A 16,782-nucleotide genomic window follows, 5' to 3' on the forward strand; every position below is an offset into this window, starting at 1 on the left:
AAAAAAGGAATTGGCAGTTAGTTTCACAGGATACTTCCTGAAAAACTAACCAATCCAATACCTGCTTTCAATCGTTAATCAGTATAATACATGATCGCAAAAGCACCCGGTCCAGTATGGGTTGCAATAACTGGATTGGTGTGCAGTACAGTAATATCTTTATCCGGGAAAAGATCCTTTAACCCGCGATAGAAATCTTCTGCCAATTCTGCGGCATTGGCATGGGAAATGCCAATCTTACGAACAGTTGTCAATTTTGACAACTCGGTTTTTAATTCATCAAACCATTTCATAAAAGTTTTAGTTCCCCGGCCTTTTGCAACGGGCACTAATTCTGCATGTTCAAAATTCATCACAACTTTAATATTTAAAAAGCTGGATAACATACCGGTCACCCGACTAATACGGCCACCTTTGACTAAGTTATCTAAGCCGGCAATGCCGATAAATAATTTGCCATTGTTTTTAACAAGCTCAATTTCTGCTAAAATTTCTTCACGGCTGGCGCCTTCTTCGGCTAGTTGAGCCGCTTGAATCACTTGAAAAGCTAAAGACTGATCAGTAAAGTCACTGTCAATTACCGTGACCTTCGTGTTGGTCAGATGACTAGCTTGGCGAGCGGCTTCCACGGTACCGCTTAAATTTTTTGTCATGTGAATGGAAATTACTTCACTGCCATCAGCGCCTAATTGGTCATACAACTCGACAAACTCACCGATTGGTGGCTGTGAGGTTTTTGGTAAAGCCTTCGCTTGGGCCATCATTTTCATGAAATCTTCACCGCTTAAGTTATCATCGTCTCGGTAGACAACACCGTCAATCATAACAGACAAAGGCATCATGTGTATGTTTAAATTATCCCGCAGCGATTGCTCCATTGTACACGAAGAATCCGTCACGATCTTAATTTTTTTCATTGATTGATCACTCTCTCTTTAAAAATATGGACATTACGTGGTAAAATAATCCTAGAATTTATTCTTTCATAGTATAACAGACAAAAGTTTTTTTTTCATTAAATTAAGAAAAGGAAGTCGATTTCATGGAAAACAGCAAATTCACCAGGAACTACTGGATTTTAAATGAAGTCCTAAACGCCGTGACCCACGGAATTGGGTTTGGCTTAAGTGTAGCCGGATTAGTCTTATTAATCATCAAAGGAGTGGGCTTGGACTCACCAATTCGAGTGGTCTCTTATACTATTTATGGCTCGATGATGATTCTTTTATTCTTGGCCTCAACACTTTTTCACAGCCTAATTTTCACTAAGGCGAAAAAAGTTTTCCAAGTCTTCGATCACAGCTCAATTTTTTTACTGATTGCCGGCAGTTATACACCTTATTGCCTAGTTAGTATTCAAGGTTGGCTGGGCTGGACACTCTTTGGTTTAATTTGGACCTTTGCAATTATCGGCGTGGTCTTTAAGGCAGTCACTTTGCACCGAACTAAAAGTGTTTCCAAGGCCTCGACAATTATTTATATTATCATGGGCTGGCTCTGTTTAATTGCGGCGAAACCTTTATATGATTCCTTAGGCGTGGCTGGCATTAGCCTGTTAGTCGCTGGCGGTCTTTCCTACACAATCGGCGCAGCCTTTTATAGTTTAAAAAATGTTCGCTTTATGCATGTTGTCTGGCATTTGTTTGTTATGTTAGGCGCGGGCTTCATGTATTTTTCAGTTTTATTTTACACCTGATAAAAAATGATGTCATAAAAAATAGTTTTAGCCAAAAAAATCCCTCGATGAAAAATAAATCATCGGAGGATTTTTTTCGTTTTAATTTAAAGTTCTTTTTGAAAATTATGTAAAAATAAAATTAGCACTAGCCTCTTTGATACGTTTCATATGACTGGCTATAGCGGTTTTTCTCATCGATTTCCCCTTCACTAACACTTACCAGATGCCATTCATCCCAATCCAAATTCGGAAAATAAGTATCCCCTTCAAAAACATGTCCAATCACGGTCCGGTATAAAATCGTGCAATAGGGTAAAAATTCTTTGAAGACGACTGAGCCCCCAGTGATAAAGGTAATCCCTTCGTTCTCTTCAGCGTAGTTTAAAACAGCTTCAATATCATGAAAGACCCTAACGCCCTCCGCCTGATAATTCTCATCACTCGTCAAAACGATGGTTTTGCGATTAGGCAATGCCCGCTTGCCCATCCCCTCAAAGGTTTTGCGTCCCATCACAACCGTATTATTTTCAGTCATATGTTTAAAAAACTTTAAGTCGTTGGGAATGTGCCACGGCAATGTTTCATCCTTACCGATTAATCCCTTTTCATCTTGCGCCCAAATAGCTGCTAACATTTTTGTTCTCCTTGTTCATTAATAAGGTAATAATTTTTTTTGCAAAAAATTAGGTTGATTTCACTCCGTATACCATTCTGTTAAACTGGTTGTGTTGTTGGGGTGTCTGGAAATCTTATTAAGTGCTACCCAATCTTTGATACTGCGAAAATCGGAACTGGCATCCTCGTTCGTATTAAGGTAATAATTTTTTTTGCAAAAAATTAGGTTGATTTTCACGCCGTTTACCATTCCGTTAAACTGGTTTTCGTAAATCCATTAACTAGCAAACTATACAGCAATTGGTGCTTTAATTGTTGGATGAGGATTGTAGTTTTCAACGGTGATGTCTTCCATTTCAAAATCAAAAACTGATTGTTTGTCGGGATTTAAGACCAAGGTCGGAAACTCTCTAACATCTCTGTTCAGTTGTTCTTTCATTTGCTCAATGTGGTTGCTGTAAAGATGCGCATCTCCTAAAGTATGGATAAAATTGCCTACTGCTAAACCTGTTTCATGGGCAATTAAATGTGTCAGCAAGGCGTAGCTGGCAATGTTAAAAGGGACCCCCAAAAAGACATCAGCACTGCGCTGATAGAGCTGGCAGCTTAATTTGCCATCATTGACATAAAATTGGAACATCGTGTGACAAGGCGGCAAAGCCATCGTTGGCACATCTTCTGGATTCCAGGCTGAAACAATTAGACGGCGGGAATCAGGATTGGTTTTAATCATTTCAATGACATCTTTAATCTGATCGATAAAACTACCATCTGCAGTCTCCCAATGACGCCATTGATAGCCATAAACTTTCCCTAAATCGCCATGCTTTTTAGCAAAGGCTTCATCGGCGACAATCTTTTCACAAAAATCTGCCAATTCTTTTTGATACGCTTGATTAAAGGTTTCATCGACTAAACTGCGACGGCCAAAATCCGTCATATCAGGTCCGGTATAATCGTCACTTTGAATATAACGTTCAAAGGCCCACTCGTCCCAAATATGGTTTTTATTTTGTAGCAGGTAGCGAATATTGGTGTCACCTTTCAAAAACCAAAGCAGCTCGCTTTTAATTAAACCAAAAGGCACTCGTTTAGTTGTTAATAACGGAAAGCCTTTTGTTAAATCAAAACGCATTTGATAGCCAAATAAACTATACGTACCGGTACCTGTGCGGTCGCCTTTATGATTTCCTTCTGCAATTAATTTACGGCCTAATTCTAAGTAGGCTTGTTCCACAAAAATCCCTCCGTTTAACTGAACTCGCTGAGATATTCCCAACGTTCTAACTTTTCATCCAAACTTAATTGGGTTGTCTCAACTTCTTGTTGCAACGCCTGTAGTTTAGGAAAATCAGAACCGGTATGATTCATCTCTTCTTCAAGTTCAGTAATTTTTTCTTCTAATAGGGCAATCTCATCTTCAATTGTTGCCCATTCTTTTTGTTCCATATAGGATAATTTCGTTTTTTCTTTAACCGGGCTATCGGATTCCCCACTGGTTGTAGTTGTTCTGACTGGTGTAGCTTCTTTAGGTTTAGTAAATGTTTCAGCGGCTGTTAAATACTCACTCATATTCCCAAAATAACTGATAATCTTCGCTGCACCTTGGAAAACAAGTAGCTTTCGGGCAACTTTGTCTAAAAAGTACCGGTCATGGGACACGCAGATAACAGCGCCAGGAAAACTTTGCAGATAATCCTCTAAGACCGTCAACGTAGCGATATCTAAATCGTTCGTCGGTTCATCTAATAATAAAACATTTGGTTGTTGAATCAACAATTTTAACAGAAATAATCGGCGTTTTTCACCACCGGATAATTTGCCGATCTTCGTTCCATGCATAAAGCGGGGAAATAAAAAGCGTTCTAATAATTCAGCGACGCCAATTTGACTGCCATCACTTTGCTTGGCCGTTTCTGCAGCCTCTTGTAAATACGCAATCATTCGTTTTTCGGGATCCATCTCTTCATTTTGCTGGGTGTAATAAGCTAAGTGAACAGTTTCGCCGATTATATAGGTTCCTGAATCCAATGGCAAGCGTCCAGCTAAAATATTTAAAAGAGTTGACTTACCGGCACCATTTTGACCGGTAATCCCTAAGCGTTCACGGGCTTGAATCAATAAATTGAACTCTCTGAGAATCGGCTGCTGTGCAATCGTGTAGTCACCATTTTGGATTTCTAAAACTTGTTTGCCTAAGCGCTGTGTCGAAATATTGATTTCCACATCGTCATTATTTTTTACCTGATAAAGATTATCCTGCAAATCTTCAAAACGATTAATCCGCGCCTGCTGTTTCGTTCCCCGTCCTTGAACGCCAGCCCGCATCCAGGCCAATTCTTGTTTATACAGCTGCTTGCGTTTGCCTTCTTGTTCTTGAGAAATTCGTTCCCGCTCAGCTTTTTCAATAATATAAGCTTCATAATTGCCTTTGTATTCATACAACTTGCCAAAGCTCAACTCAAAAATCCGATTAGTAACCCGATCTAAAAAGTAGCGGTCATGGGTGACCATCAAAAGAGCACCACGATATTGATTCAAATAGCCCTCTAGCCATTGAATTGCCTCGTAGTCCAGATGGTTGGTCGGTTCATCCAACAATAATAAATCCGGTTCGTCAATCAAAACCTGCGCCAAGCCCACTCGTTTTTTTTGACCGCCGGAAAGCTCTTTAATTTTTTTTCCAAGGGTTGAGATGCCTAATTTTTGTAAAATAATCTTGGCATTGGTATCTGTCAGCCAAGCGTCTTCTTTGTTCATCGCTTCTTCGGCTTGAGCATATTGTCTTTGAACACTTGCTTCGCCGCCTTGTTCATCTAAGGCCAACAGCGCTGCTTCATAATTGCGAACCGTGCGAATCAGTTGATTGTCCCCTTGAAAAACCGCCTCTAAGACGGTGAGCTCTTCATCAATCGCCATGTCCTGTGAGAGATAGCCAATCCGATAATCATTAGGATATTGAACGGCAGCGACATCGCCGTCACCACTGTCACGCCCCGCTAAGATATTTAATAAACTTGTTTTGCCGGTGCCGTTCACGCCGATCAAACCAATGCGGTCTTTTTCATGAATCAAAAAAGACATTTGGTCAAACAACGTCTTCTCACCATAAGTTTTGGTTAATTTGCTAACTGTTAATTCTTTCATGTCAGCCTTCTTTCCCTATTAAACGGCTGAATTTTTTAAAACAGAACCGTCTTATTTTTCTGATTTTACCACAAAAAAAGTGAGAATTACATTGCTAATTCTCACCATCTTCATTTTGCGACACTTGGGATACATTTTTTTTGGTACCGCCTTTGCGCCGAATTAATAGACTCAAAGGTTCCCGCTCATTAAGATTATTAATCGAATAAGATTCCAACAAATTGACTTCTTGACGGAAGGAATTAGCCTCTAGTGTCGAAATCTTTTCAGAGACTTCATAGCTATCAATAATCTTCCGCTCTAAATAATAGCCGCGGATCATTTCCTTTTCGTAGACAGGTTCTTGTTGAATGGTCATGGCCGTAATTAAAGTGCCTTGATTGATACGGCTTAAAAGAATTTTCCGTTTATTCGTAAAATATTGTAACAAACTCTCATCGTAAACCCCTTCTAAGTTTTCAAAACTGTCGAAGATTAATTGGGAATTATGCTCCAATAACTCACGAATTGCCGTCACGTCTTTTTCATTTAACAAACGATTTCTCGGGGTGCGATTGCGTTCCCACCATAATCTTGGATGAGTGAATATGACAACAATCTGGCGGACAAAGATGAGCCAAAAGCCTAAGAATGATAAAATTTGCCGGGTCACAGAGTTTTCAAAATCAGCGATAAAACGGGAATAAAAGCGATAACCATTGGCACTGATTTTGCCCTCCCGATAACTGCGGTCCAAGCTGTCTTTTTCAATCGAAATAATTAAGGCTTGTAACTCTTGCACTTCCTGCTTTTCTGAATTGGTCATATGCTGGCCATGGAGTTCACTGATACGGTCCTGATAATTATCAATCACCGTTTCAGCGGCAATATTTTGAATGGCCTCAGTTTTTGTCGGCAGCTCTTGATTCAATTCATCCATCACTTCCCGCAAAATATCGATATTTAAACGGTCAGTTTCTGAGACTTCTTCTGGTTCATCACCGGCTAGTAACGGCAAGACTAAAATTCCCACCAAAAGCGTCATCAAGATGACACAGGCGGTGATGAAAAGTAAAAGTGAACGATATTCAAAGGTCATATCGTTAATGGTTAGCGGCAAAATAAAGATAGTCGCTAAGCTGACAGTCCCTTTTACTCCACCAAAAGTTAAGACTAAAATATCATGAAACTGGCTGCGCAATTTTTTAAAGCCGTCTTTAAAGCCCCAAAAGACTGTGATAAAGACAAACCGTAAAACAAAAAGCATAATCGTTATCACAACGACGACAAAAAATAAATGCCAGTTGGAATAAACACTACTTTGCCAAATTGGCGAAAAGACTTGGGATAATTCCACACCAAGAAAAATAAAGACTAAAGCATTAAGCATAAAGGCCATCGTTGACCAGGTCGTATCCGAAACATTTGAAAGTTTCGCATCAAAAATGCTGACTTTTTGAAATTCAGAAGCCTGCAAAACACCAGAAACGACAACTGCGATAATCCCTGAGACATGAAATTCTTCAGCGATTAAATAGGCTAAAAATGGCAGCAGTAATTCAATCAGCAAATAGCCGGCCACATCTTTGGCCGCCGCTTTTTCTATTAATTGAACGACTTGTCGTTTCAGCCAGACTAAAATGACTCCCACCAAAATCCCGCCGATTGTTGAAAAGAGCAGTGTTTCAGAGGCATTTAGTAAAGAGAAACTACCGGTGGTTAAAGCGGCGATGGCAAACTGAAAGGCGGTAACGCCGGATGCGTCATTTAACAGGCCTTCCCCTTCAAGAATTTGTAGGGAGCGCTCTGGCAAAGAAAGACGACCAGACAAAGATTTCACCGCAACGGCATCCGTTGGGCCCAGTGCTGCACCAAAGGCAAAGCAGGCCGCCAAAGGAACCGTCGGCAGCAAATAATAAAGTGTAACCCCCACACCCAAAAGCGTGAGGATTACACCACCGAAAGCCAAAAATATGATTGTTCCGAGATTATTTAACAAAGCGCGAACATTGATTGTTTCACCCTCACGAAATAATAACGGCGCAATAATCATTACCAAAAATAATTCAGGGACAAAGGTAATATCACTGCCAATCTCCGTCATCCCGATTAAAACTCCAAAAAATATTTGAATCAAGGGTAAGGGGATGTTCGGTAAAATTCGGTTTACCACATTTGAAATGGTTACGGCAAATGCAAAGACGATAATTATCTCAACTAATGTCATAACATCCCTCCCGTTCTATTTAAAATTTTTAGGCTTTCTTCCCACAAAGGGTTTCCAACCAATTTTTCTTTTTCTCTAAAATCTTGTCTTCAACTTCTGTCAATTGGGTATTATTGCCATCAATTTGCATTTGCGTTCTTTTAGCTTCCAAACGCAATAATTCATGTTTCGCCCGTTGACAACGATAATAAAGAAGCGGATTACCATGCTTTAGCTCGTTTTTCTTATTCTTAAGCTCCTCAGGTGTTAACTGTTTATATTGTTCCTTTAAGGCGCTTAAGCGAGCTTCAAAATCCTTAGTCATGATCAAATGATCCTCCTTTTTAACTGCGGTAATTATAGCAGAGAAAGAATAAAAAAACGACTATTTTTTGCTACAAAAAGAAACTGGCTAAAATTCTATCAGCAATTCTTAATAATTCAGTTTTCCTGTTGGCGGTGGCAGCTTTTATCACTTCAAAAAACTTTCACAGCTAGCTTTATTGCCGAAAAACAGTGAAATCAAAAAGACGCAAAAAAAGTTTGAAGAAATCCTCTTCAAACTAATTTTACCACGATTTAGTTTATTTGTTTAAAAATCTGTCCAATCCGCTATTTTTTGATCATCTTGTCTGTCTTGATGGCGACAGCCCTTTTGAAATTCACCATGATGATGAGGATGATGGTGGTGATGGTGATGACCTGGTCCGTGGTGTGGGTGGCCGCCACCGTGAGGACCCTTAGGGCCAAAGTGATCCATGAAATCTTTGCGGCTGTCAAAATCATCGCCAACTCTTTCGCTGATTGCTTCGTTCAGCTTTTCAATCAATGCTGAAAATTGCATTTTTTCTTCTTCGGAAAAGACATCAAATAAATCTATGGCAAAGCTTGGTTCTTCGGCAATTCTTTTGGCCTCAGCTTGACCTTCATCAGTCAGGGAAACCAGCATTACCCGCTTGTCTTCATCAGAAGGCGTCCGCACGATGAGCTGATTTTTTTCTAATTTTCCTAACAGCTCACCAACTGATTGTGGGCGCAAACCTAAAATAAAAGCCAAATCTTTTTGGGAAATATTATCCCGCATCGAAAGTAGCGTTAACACGCGGCCTTGTCCCCGATGAGGTGAACCAGTTTTTCCTTGTTTGTGCATTTCCATTGCAAAATAGCGCCGTAGACGACCATCAAATTCTAAAAATTGTTTAGTTAAATCTTTTTCTTCTGTCATCATTCATTCTCCTTTTTTGAGATACATTTTCGTTTTAAAAAATTAATAAGGTACCTTATGTCTATATAATACAGGTACCTTATTAATTTGTCAACTGCATATCGATTACTTCTTAAGAATTGTTTAACGACAGTGAAATTTTTTCATTTAAACAGCAGTTTAAAATTTTTTTGCTGCAAAAAAACCCGCTTGATTGCAACAATCAAGCGGGTTTAATAGCATTATGTTTAAAAGAATTCAGCGTAGACTTCATCAACGGTTTGTGTTGGGTCAATCACAATGTACAAGCTCTTATTCTTTTCAGAAACTTTAGTGGATTGATAAACGTTATCCAAGCCTTCAGTATCTTTGTCTTTGTAAGGGAAATAAACCAAGTCAGGAGTTCCCGCACGATAGATGATTTCCATTCTTTCGATATCTTCATATTTCAACGCTCTAGCAAACATTCCTAATTCTAGACCACCTAAATTGATATCAGTTGTGGTTACATGATCGCCTTCTGGGAAGATTTCGATTTTAAAGCCTTCACTTGGATGAATTTCAACGAATTCACTGCCGTTAATCCGACCAAAACTAGTTGAAATACGTTTAATCCAAAGGTCACCAATATAGCGACGTTCAACAGTCCATGTTTCACCATTGCGGAAATAGAATTTTAATGCTGTCATTTCTTTTGCCATGATAAATTCTCCTCACTTCTTTTTACTAACGATTTAATTTTATCATATTTCCAGTAATTAAAGCCATCAATCTGATTGCAGACTGAGAAATTAGCCTTTCTCAGCTGCCATCGTCAATAAAGCCTTTGAATCATTGGCAACTTCACCATTTAAAACCGCTAACTCCAGCTCGTGCAAAAGCTCGCTGACCCATTTGCCAGGAGGCTGGTCTGAACTTGCTAAAATTTCTTTGCCGCCGATTGCCAGTTCTTGTAGATGATGAATCGGCAGTTTTTGATATTTTTTTTCTGCTAACAGACTTTGGTCTTCTTGAGAAAAAAAAGGCCGCAGCTCTTCCACTAAAACGACATCTGCTCCAATTTCATAAAGCATCGTCGCTGTCCATTCCTGTTCCAAGCGAAAATTTAAACCCTTTAATAAATTCTGGACTTGTTTAATCATCTGATTCGATGTTTTCCAAGCCTTTAAAAAAGGTCCGACTGCTTCAGGCGACAAATCCAAGCATTTTAACAATAATGTCCACGCTTGAGCTTCTGTTTTGATAGTATCCTCGGGTAAATCCGCAAAGCGCAGTAAGGCTGCCCCCTGATTTTTTAAACCGGGACAGTATTCAAAGCATTCCGTCTCCACAAAATATTTCAAGCCTAAGGAACGGTATTCTCCTAAGAGGAATTTCACAAATTCGACGTTGATGCGTTCCACGGAAATTTTTGCTAAAAGTGCATGATTTTCTTCAATTGCCGCTGCGGTCTCTGACTCTAAAGAAAATCCCAACTGGCTGACAAAACGCAGGCCCCGCATCATCCGCAGAGCATCTTCACGAAAGCGTTCATGGGGATTGCGCACAGCCCGGATAATTTTTGCCGCCAAATCCTCCAGTCCATCAAATAAATCGATAATTTCGCCATCTTCTTCTAAAGCAAAAGCATTAATCGTAAAATCCCGACGCTTTAAATCCTCCGCTAGATTACGAACAAATTCAACTTGATCGGGACGACGAAAATCTTGATAGGTCGACTCCGTGCGAAAGGTGGTAATTTCATAGGTCTCTTGATTGTCGGCTAAGACCATCACCGTGCCGTGTTGAATGCCGACATCAATTGTCCGGGGAAAAAGAGATTTAATCTCTTCTGGAAAACCGCTGGTGGCAATGTCCACATCGTGAATCGGTTTATCCAATAAAACATCGCGCACGCTGCCACCAACAAAATAAGCCTCGTATCCGGCTGCTTTTATTTTGCTTAAAACTGGCAAAGCTTTTTTAAACTCTTCAGGAATTGTTTTTAATCTCATAATAGCTGATCAAGTCCATAAACTAATTCCTGCAGACTAACAACTTTTTCACAGCCAATAGCCACACCGGTCATAAAGGAAGAACGGTCATAAGAATCATGACGGATGGTCAAACCTTCGCCAACACCGCCAAACTGCACTTGTTGATGGGCAATTAAGCCCGGTAAGCGAACACTGTGAATCCGCATGCCTTCAAATTCGGCCCCACGAGCGCCGACTAAAGTTTCTTCTTCATCCGGATTGCCTTGAATTTTCGGCTGGCGGACTTGACTAATCATCTCAGCGGTTTTAATCGCTGTGCCGCTAGGAGCATCCAATTTTTTATCATGATGCAGCTCAATAATTTCCACATCGGGAAAATACTTAGCCGCTTTTTGTGCGAATTCCATCATCAAGACCGCACCGACTGCAAAATTGGGAGCAATCAAGCCACCGGTCTGCATTTCTTTTGAAAAAGCAATTAATTCGGCCACCGTTTCCTCAGTAAAGCCAGTCGTGCCGACAACTGGAGCAATTTTATTGGCTAAAGCAAAGCGGGTGTGCTCAATGGCATAGGCTGGAATTGTAAAGTCAATCCAAACCTCTGGAGCAACAGCGAGGATCGCTTCTTTTTCATTGAACACCGGCACATCAACGGCACCGTATTCTGAGATTTCATTTAAATTTTTTTCTTTGGCAATCGGGTCCAACACCCCCACCAATTCAAAACCTTCGTGTTCCAAAACCATTTTAGCAGCTGTGCTGCCCATGCGGCCTTTAAAGCCGGCGACAACGATTTTAATCATGGGTCAAGCCATCCTTTCTTTCAAAGCGAAATTTATCCCGCCGATTAAATTTTTCCATATTTTTTTCAAAGGCTTCCGTTAAGTCAATGTCTAAAGAATTCGCCAGCATCAATGTGACAACTAAAACATCAGCCAATTCCTCACTAACGGGTTTTAAACCTTCAGAAGCTTTTTTTTGCTTCTCCCCGTAATAATGATTGATTTCTCTGGCCAACTCGCCAACTTCCTCCGTCATGCGGGCCATCTGGGCCAACGGCGAAAAATAGCCGACTTTAAATTGGGAAATATAATCATCAATTTCTTTTTGCAGCGAACTCAAAGAGCGTTCTGTCATTATTTTCACCTCAAATTCTCCTCTATCTTATCAAATCCACGAAAAAATTCCTAGCTGAAATCCCTTTTTACAGGCTTCACTAAAAATTGAGAAAAAAGACAAAACGTGCTAAATTGGACAATAGAGTAGGAGGATGGCTGTGAAAAGAGTTCGTGATGTGTCATTGATTATTATTGGAGCAGGGATTTATGCCTTTGGCTTAGTCTATTTAAATATCGCCAATCAATTGGCTGAAGGTGGCATTTCTGGAATTACCTTAATTCTGCGGGCCCTCTTCCAAATTGATCCCGCCTATTCCACACTGGTCATCAACATCCCTTTAATTTTAATCGGCCGGCGGGTTTTAGGAAATCAATCTTTTATTTACACAATTATCGGGACCTTGAGTCTTTCTGGTTTTTTATGGATTTGGCAGCGAATTCCCATCGTGATTAACTTGCAGCACGATTTACTGATTGCCGCTTTATTAGCCGGTTTAATCGGCGGTGTCGGCAGCGGCTTAGTTTACCGTGTTGGCGGGACAACTGGTGGGACCGATATCATGGCACGGATTTTGGAGAAAAATTTCGGTGTCTCGATGGGGAAAACGATGTTTGGCTTTGATGTGATTGTTCTGTTGCTTTCATTGAGTTATATCGATTTGAAATTGATGATGTACACCTTGATTGTTTCCTATGTTTTCAGTCGCGTCATCGATTCGATTTTAGACGGCGGGTATTCAGCCAAAGGTTTGATTATAATTTCCAATCAGAGCCAAGATATCGCACCAGTTTTAATGAAGGAGTTAGAACGAGGCCTGACCTTTTTAGAAGGCGCTGGCGGCTATTCTGAACACGAAAAACGGGTAATTTATATGGTAGTCAGCCCTCGAGAGTTGCGTCAGGTGAAAGAAATTGTGATTGGCGTGGACCCGAAAGCCTTTTTCTCCGTAATCAATGTCCACGAAGTTGAAGGAGAAGGCTTCACCTATTTAAAACCACAGGTGAAATTATTTAAACCAAAAGCAAAATAAAGTTAAAAATCGAGCCTGTGACATTGGTCTTTTTAACAGATGAAATCCCGAACTATATTCTATTTGCTCCTGCGGTCCAGTAGGTCCGAAACGCAAATGAACAATATCTAGTGGCTTTTACTAGATATTGTTCATAGAGTTCGGCTCTGTTCTAACTAATGTCACAGTCTCGATTTTTTTAATCAATGTAATTTTTCAGCATCTGGCTCCCGCAGTTTTAACTTCAACTGATTAATTTCAGTTGATAATTCCAAGAAGCCATTTTGGTCGCCTTTTTCGATGGCCAAATCAACTTGATGATACAATAAGTCAATTTTTTGCCGCAATTCCTCCTGTTGAAAGAAGCGTTCAATTTCTTCGGTGACCTCTGAGCTGATTTGTTCATTCCAAGGAGCTGCAGGATTGTCCTCCAAAATAGAAAGATACAAACTATTTTTCCAAGCATCTCTAAAAAAACATTCTAAATACAAGGGATTTTTCCAGTTTAAGCGAATCTCATGAAAAATTTGATCGCTGTCAAAAAAAGCTTTATCTTTGATAAACAGCGTCATGGCTGAACCGACAAAGGATTCATCGCGAATTTGCAAGCCGCGGGTCGTTTTTTCCGCTTGTTCGACAAAATGAACATTGGCTAAAATCGCCTCATGATTGGCTAAATAATTTAATATCCAAATCGTTTCCCGCTGTTTAAAGCTGACGTTTGCTACTAACCAGTTGAGAAAATTTTGTTTTTCCTTTACTTCAATAAGCATCCTGATCACCCTCCAAATCCTCTAAAATTGACGCAACCTCCAAATCACCCGGCTCATGATGGAGATAGTGCTGCAATAAAGCCTTCGCCTGCGTTAAATTGCCTTCATCCCTTAGGAAAATTCCGTAATCTTTTAAAAATTCTGCTTCGTGTTCTAATTCGTGGGCGGCTTGCTCGTAATGGACCCGCGCCACATCAAAATCCTCCAATTGTTCATAGGCCTTCGCCAAATTCCATTCGGCGTATGGATTGTCACTTTCTTCCATGCGATTAATCGTGTCGACAACCTCTTGATAGCGCTCCTCGCTCAAGTAAAGATTACTTAAGGTCAACAAGGTTTCCTCTTGCTTTTCCCCAAGCTCCAAGGCCTGCAGCAATAATTCTTCTGAGCGTTTTACATCATGCAAACGAAAGGCATTTTCCGAAGCGAAGTGATAGAGATCCACTTGAAAAGGATTTTCCCTGAGGCCTTCTTCAATTACATCCTGTGCTTCTTCCAACAATTCCTCCTCCTGTAAAGCCTCCGCTAAAAATAAATACAGGGATTGATACTGGGGATTAGTTTCTCTTAATTGTTGTAAATAATGAATCGCCTTTTGATTTTCTTTAATCTGCAAATAAGTAAATGCCAATTGAAATAGTCGGTCATCGGTGGCTTCCACCGCCACCGCAGCTTCTAGATAAGGAATCGCTTCTTCAAATTCGCCGGCCATCCCTAAGGCCGTCCCAATCCGTTCATCCATTAAAACACCACTGATTTCTGAAACTCCTTGATGAACTAATTTTTGATAGCGGGCAATTGCTTCACCAAATTGGTCGTTAGAAAAATACAATTCACCTAAAGCAAAATCAATTAGGGGTTCCTCTGGCAAATAAGTTTGCACTTCTAAGAGCTTCGCTTCGCTCACCTCAGGAATTCCTAACATTTGATACAAATCGGCGGTCACCAATAAACTTTGCGGATATGCTTCATCATCAGTGGTCACTTTTTCTAAATACTCAAAGGCTTCCTCCACTTGATTATTGTCAATCGCAATCTCTGCCAAAGGAATATAAAAGGCTCCGGTCTCAGGAGAATTCTCCACCAATTGTGTGAAAATTTGCTGAGCTTCTTCTAAAAAGCCACGAGTCAACAGTTCATCTCCTAAGGCCGCCAATAAATCGGCCTCATCGTGTTTTAAAGCCGCCTGCAAATGCTCTTGGGCTAAGACTAAATCCTCATTTTCAATGGCTTGAATTACTTTTTCGCTGTCTGTCATAATATGCTCCTACTCTTGTAAATAGCCTTGGTAATCTTCTAACATCGTAATTAACTCCTGGCTACTGGGAATTTCTCTTCCTTCTATTGTACCGATTTTTGCTAAAGTTAACAGTGATTCGCTTTTTTCTAACACTTTTAAAACAGCCGCCGCATAATCACCAATGAAAAAATTAGCCGGCAATTCTAATGGATAGTCCAATCTTTTTAGCCATTGCAGGAAATTCAGATAATTAAAATTCAGCTGCTTTTGATTGATATTCCATAATAAATGAAATAAAATTCCCAAAAATTCCTTCATGCTGTCCGATAATAGCTGACCGGCTTCGACCATATAAAAAGCTCGTTTAAAAACTTGACCATACTCGTCTAAGGCAGCGCCATTTTTTTCGTAATAAGCAACTAGATTCACCAGCATCCCAGACAATGGCTTGCTTAAGACACTTTTTTCCTGAGGATAATTAAAAAATAATTCCTTTAAAAAAAACCGATCGATAAGAAGTCCGCACTTGATAAAAACTAATAAGTCCAAAAGCTTACCGGCAGTTTGTTCCTGAGTTAATGTCTGATCGAAAAAAATCAATTCCGGCAGATTTTGACTTTGTAAAATCGGTTGCTGTTTGGAATCAAGAATTTGCCCGCTGCCTAAAAGTCCTTTTGCCAACGAACGTAATGAAATCGGCAAGAGCCAAAACTGGCTATCTAATAAGGTATTTTTTTGCAGATAATTAGTCAACTCGACAACGCCTTCATTTCCAAAAGCGATAAATAAAAAGTCTTGGCGCTTAAAACGCCCGACAAATTCTAATAAACTGGTTAATTCTTTTAACGAATTGCAGTTGCGATGGTTGGGACAAATGTACCAATCAATGTCATCAGCCGCTGCTAATAATTGCGTCATTTTCATCGAAAATAAATCGTAATAGCGCTGGTTGGTGATAATCAATACGTGCTTGTTGGCATAATCTAAATCAGCTAAACTGGCCGCTAAAGTTTCACCGTAAATTAACTGACTTTCCTTGCCAGCTTTTTTGAAACTTAATTCCATTGATTCCACCTCCCGCTTACTTATATTTTATCATAGCTGATGCTGTGAACCTATTAATATTGAAGAAATAAACAAATGATTTTCTTGTCAAACTGTTATTTCTATTAAGGTAAACGGACCTTGTGTAGCCACAATTTCAAAAACTAAAAAAATGCGCAAATCAGTCTAAGGGCCTATGAAAAAAATCGCCTTCGAGTGTACTATTATAAGTAGTACACTAAATTTTAAGGAGTAGAACTATGAAAAAAAATAAAGCTGCTGGAATTCTTTTAATTTGCTATTTAGTAGTGGTCATTTGGATTATCTTATTTAAGGTCGCCACCTCTGTCAATACAGTGCAATTTTTTTTAGAGCACCCAAATCGCAGTCTCAATCTAATTCCTTTTGGCGAATCCGTCATCGTGAACGGCAAAATTTATCTGCAGGAAATTATTTATAATACCCTGATTTTTGTGCCCTTCGGCGGCCTATTGAGTCTTTATGACAAGCGGAGTTCGCTAATAAAAAAATTGCTTTTTATCTTTAGTTTCAGTTTACTTTTAGAAACAGCGCAATATGTATTGGGAATTGGCGCAAGTGATATTACAGATGTACTGGTCAACACTTTAGGCGGCTTAATCGGTTTATTGATTTACCAGCTATTAAAACTTTTTGTCCCCGAAGAAAAATTGGACCGGCTACTTCTGCGTTTGGGCAGCATTATTTTTTTAGCGGGACTGTTGTTTATCTGCTTTATGTTGTTAGTAAATTAATGAATTTTTTGAAACTAAA

General features: G+C 39.7%; 17 protein-coding genes. 3 read left to right on the top strand and 14 right to left on the bottom strand.

Going from position 1 to position 16,782, the window contains the following annotated elements; translation table 11 throughout:
- Positions 1-74: 74 nt before the first annotated feature.
- Positions 75-917, bottom strand: coding sequence for a DegV family protein (locus tag AC1Z3S_RS07105; RefSeq protein WP_461737515.1), 843 nt, complete (start codon positions 915-917; stop codon positions 75-77).
- 125 nt (positions 918-1,042) lie between these two features.
- Here AC1Z3S_RS07105 and trhA point away from each other — a divergent pair, with 125 nt between their 5' ends.
- Positions 1,043-1,696, top strand: coding sequence for a PAQR family membrane homeostasis protein TrhA (gene trhA, locus AC1Z3S_RS07110; RefSeq protein WP_461739773.1), 654 nt, complete (start codon positions 1,043-1,045; stop codon positions 1,694-1,696).
- Positions 1,697-1,823: 127 nt separating this feature from the next.
- On the opposite strand, the gene AC1Z3S_RS07115 is transcribed toward trhA, so the two are convergent.
- The 10 genes from AC1Z3S_RS07115 to AC1Z3S_RS07160 form a co-directional block, all read right to left on the bottom strand.
- On the bottom strand, positions 1,824-2,312 hold the full coding sequence (locus AC1Z3S_RS07115) for a dihydrofolate reductase (RefSeq protein WP_461739774.1): 489 nt from the start codon (positions 2,310-2,312) through the stop codon (positions 1,824-1,826).
- Between the two features lie 270 nt (positions 2,313-2,582).
- On the bottom strand, positions 2,583-3,530 hold the full coding sequence (locus tag AC1Z3S_RS07120; RefSeq protein WP_461739775.1) for a thymidylate synthase: 948 nt from the start codon (positions 3,528-3,530) through the stop codon (positions 2,583-2,585).
- Between the two features lie 14 nt (positions 3,531-3,544).
- Positions 3,545-5,440: an ABC-F family ATP-binding cassette domain-containing protein gene (locus tag AC1Z3S_RS07125; protein WP_461739776.1), complete on the bottom strand. Its 1,896-nt coding sequence runs from the start codon at positions 5,438-5,440 to the stop codon at positions 3,545-3,547.
- Positions 5,441-5,534: 94 nt separating this feature from the next.
- On the bottom strand, positions 5,535-7,646 hold the full coding sequence (locus AC1Z3S_RS07130; RefSeq protein ID WP_461739777.1) for a cation:proton antiporter: 2,112 nt from the start codon (positions 7,644-7,646) through the stop codon (positions 5,535-5,537).
- Between the two features lie 28 nt (positions 7,647-7,674).
- Positions 7,675-7,950 (bottom strand): hypothetical protein, encoded by a 276-nt coding sequence (locus AC1Z3S_RS07135; protein WP_461737510.1) that lies wholly within the window; start codon positions 7,948-7,950, stop codon positions 7,675-7,677.
- A gap of 267 nt (positions 7,951-8,217) precedes the next feature.
- Positions 8,218-8,850, bottom strand: coding sequence for a MarR family winged helix-turn-helix transcriptional regulator (locus AC1Z3S_RS07140; protein WP_461739778.1), 633 nt, complete (start codon positions 8,848-8,850; stop codon positions 8,218-8,220).
- A 227-nt stretch (positions 8,851-9,077) separates the two neighbouring features.
- A complete protein-coding gene (locus tag AC1Z3S_RS07145; protein ID WP_461737508.1) occupies positions 9,078-9,530 on the bottom strand; it encodes a hypothetical protein in 453 nt (150 codons plus the stop codon).
- A 90-nt stretch (positions 9,531-9,620) separates the two neighbouring features.
- Complete coding sequence (locus AC1Z3S_RS07150) at positions 9,621-10,823, bottom strand: CCA tRNA nucleotidyltransferase (RefSeq protein ID WP_461739779.1); 1,203 nt, start codon at positions 10,821-10,823, stop codon at positions 9,621-9,623.
- Positions 10,820-11,608 carry a 4-hydroxy-tetrahydrodipicolinate reductase gene (dapB, locus tag AC1Z3S_RS07155; protein WP_461739780.1) on the bottom strand — a complete coding sequence of 263 codons (789 nt, stop codon included), beginning with the start codon at positions 11,606-11,608 and terminating at the stop codon, positions 10,820-10,822. Before dapB ends, AC1Z3S_RS07150 begins: the two co-directional genes overlap by 4 nt.
- Entirely contained in the window at positions 11,601-11,942 is a 342-nt protein-coding gene (locus AC1Z3S_RS07160; RefSeq protein ID WP_265456918.1) for a nucleotide pyrophosphohydrolase, read from the bottom strand. Before AC1Z3S_RS07160 ends, dapB begins: the two co-directional genes overlap by 8 nt.
- 133 nt (positions 11,943-12,075) lie before the next feature.
- Between AC1Z3S_RS07160 and AC1Z3S_RS07165 the strand changes: the two genes are divergently transcribed.
- Positions 12,076-12,954 (top strand): YitT family protein, encoded by an 879-nt coding sequence (locus AC1Z3S_RS07165; RefSeq protein ID WP_461739781.1) that lies wholly within the window; start codon positions 12,076-12,078, stop codon positions 12,952-12,954.
- Positions 12,955-13,136: 182 nt separating this feature from the next.
- Here AC1Z3S_RS07165 and AC1Z3S_RS07170 read toward each other — a convergent pair whose 3' ends face one another.
- Genes AC1Z3S_RS07170 through AC1Z3S_RS07180 form a run of 3 tightly spaced genes read right to left on the bottom strand, consistent with a single transcriptional unit; the run spans position 13,137 to position 16,011 of the window.
- Complete coding sequence (locus tag AC1Z3S_RS07170) at positions 13,137-13,706, bottom strand: YpiB family protein (protein ID WP_265456915.1); 570 nt, start codon at positions 13,704-13,706, stop codon at positions 13,137-13,139.
- The gene (locus AC1Z3S_RS07175) at positions 13,696-14,964 is read right to left on the bottom strand and encodes a tetratricopeptide repeat protein (protein WP_461739782.1); all 1,269 of its coding nucleotides are present in this window, start codon (positions 14,962-14,964) and stop codon (positions 13,696-13,698) included. The genes AC1Z3S_RS07170 and AC1Z3S_RS07175 overlap by 11 nt, the downstream gene beginning before the upstream one ends.
- Positions 14,965-14,973: 9 nt before the next feature.
- Entirely contained in the window at positions 14,974-16,011 is a 1,038-nt protein-coding gene (locus AC1Z3S_RS07180; protein WP_461739783.1) for a hypothetical protein, read from the bottom strand.
- Positions 16,012-16,250: 239 nt separating this feature from the next.
- On the opposite strand from AC1Z3S_RS07180, the gene AC1Z3S_RS07185 reads away from it, so the two are divergent.
- Entirely contained in the window at positions 16,251-16,763 is a 513-nt protein-coding gene (locus tag AC1Z3S_RS07185) for a VanZ family protein (protein WP_461739784.1), read from the top strand.
- Positions 16,764-16,782 lie beyond the last annotated feature (19 nt).

Source organism: Enterococcus sp. LJL90 (assembly GCF_056924355.1).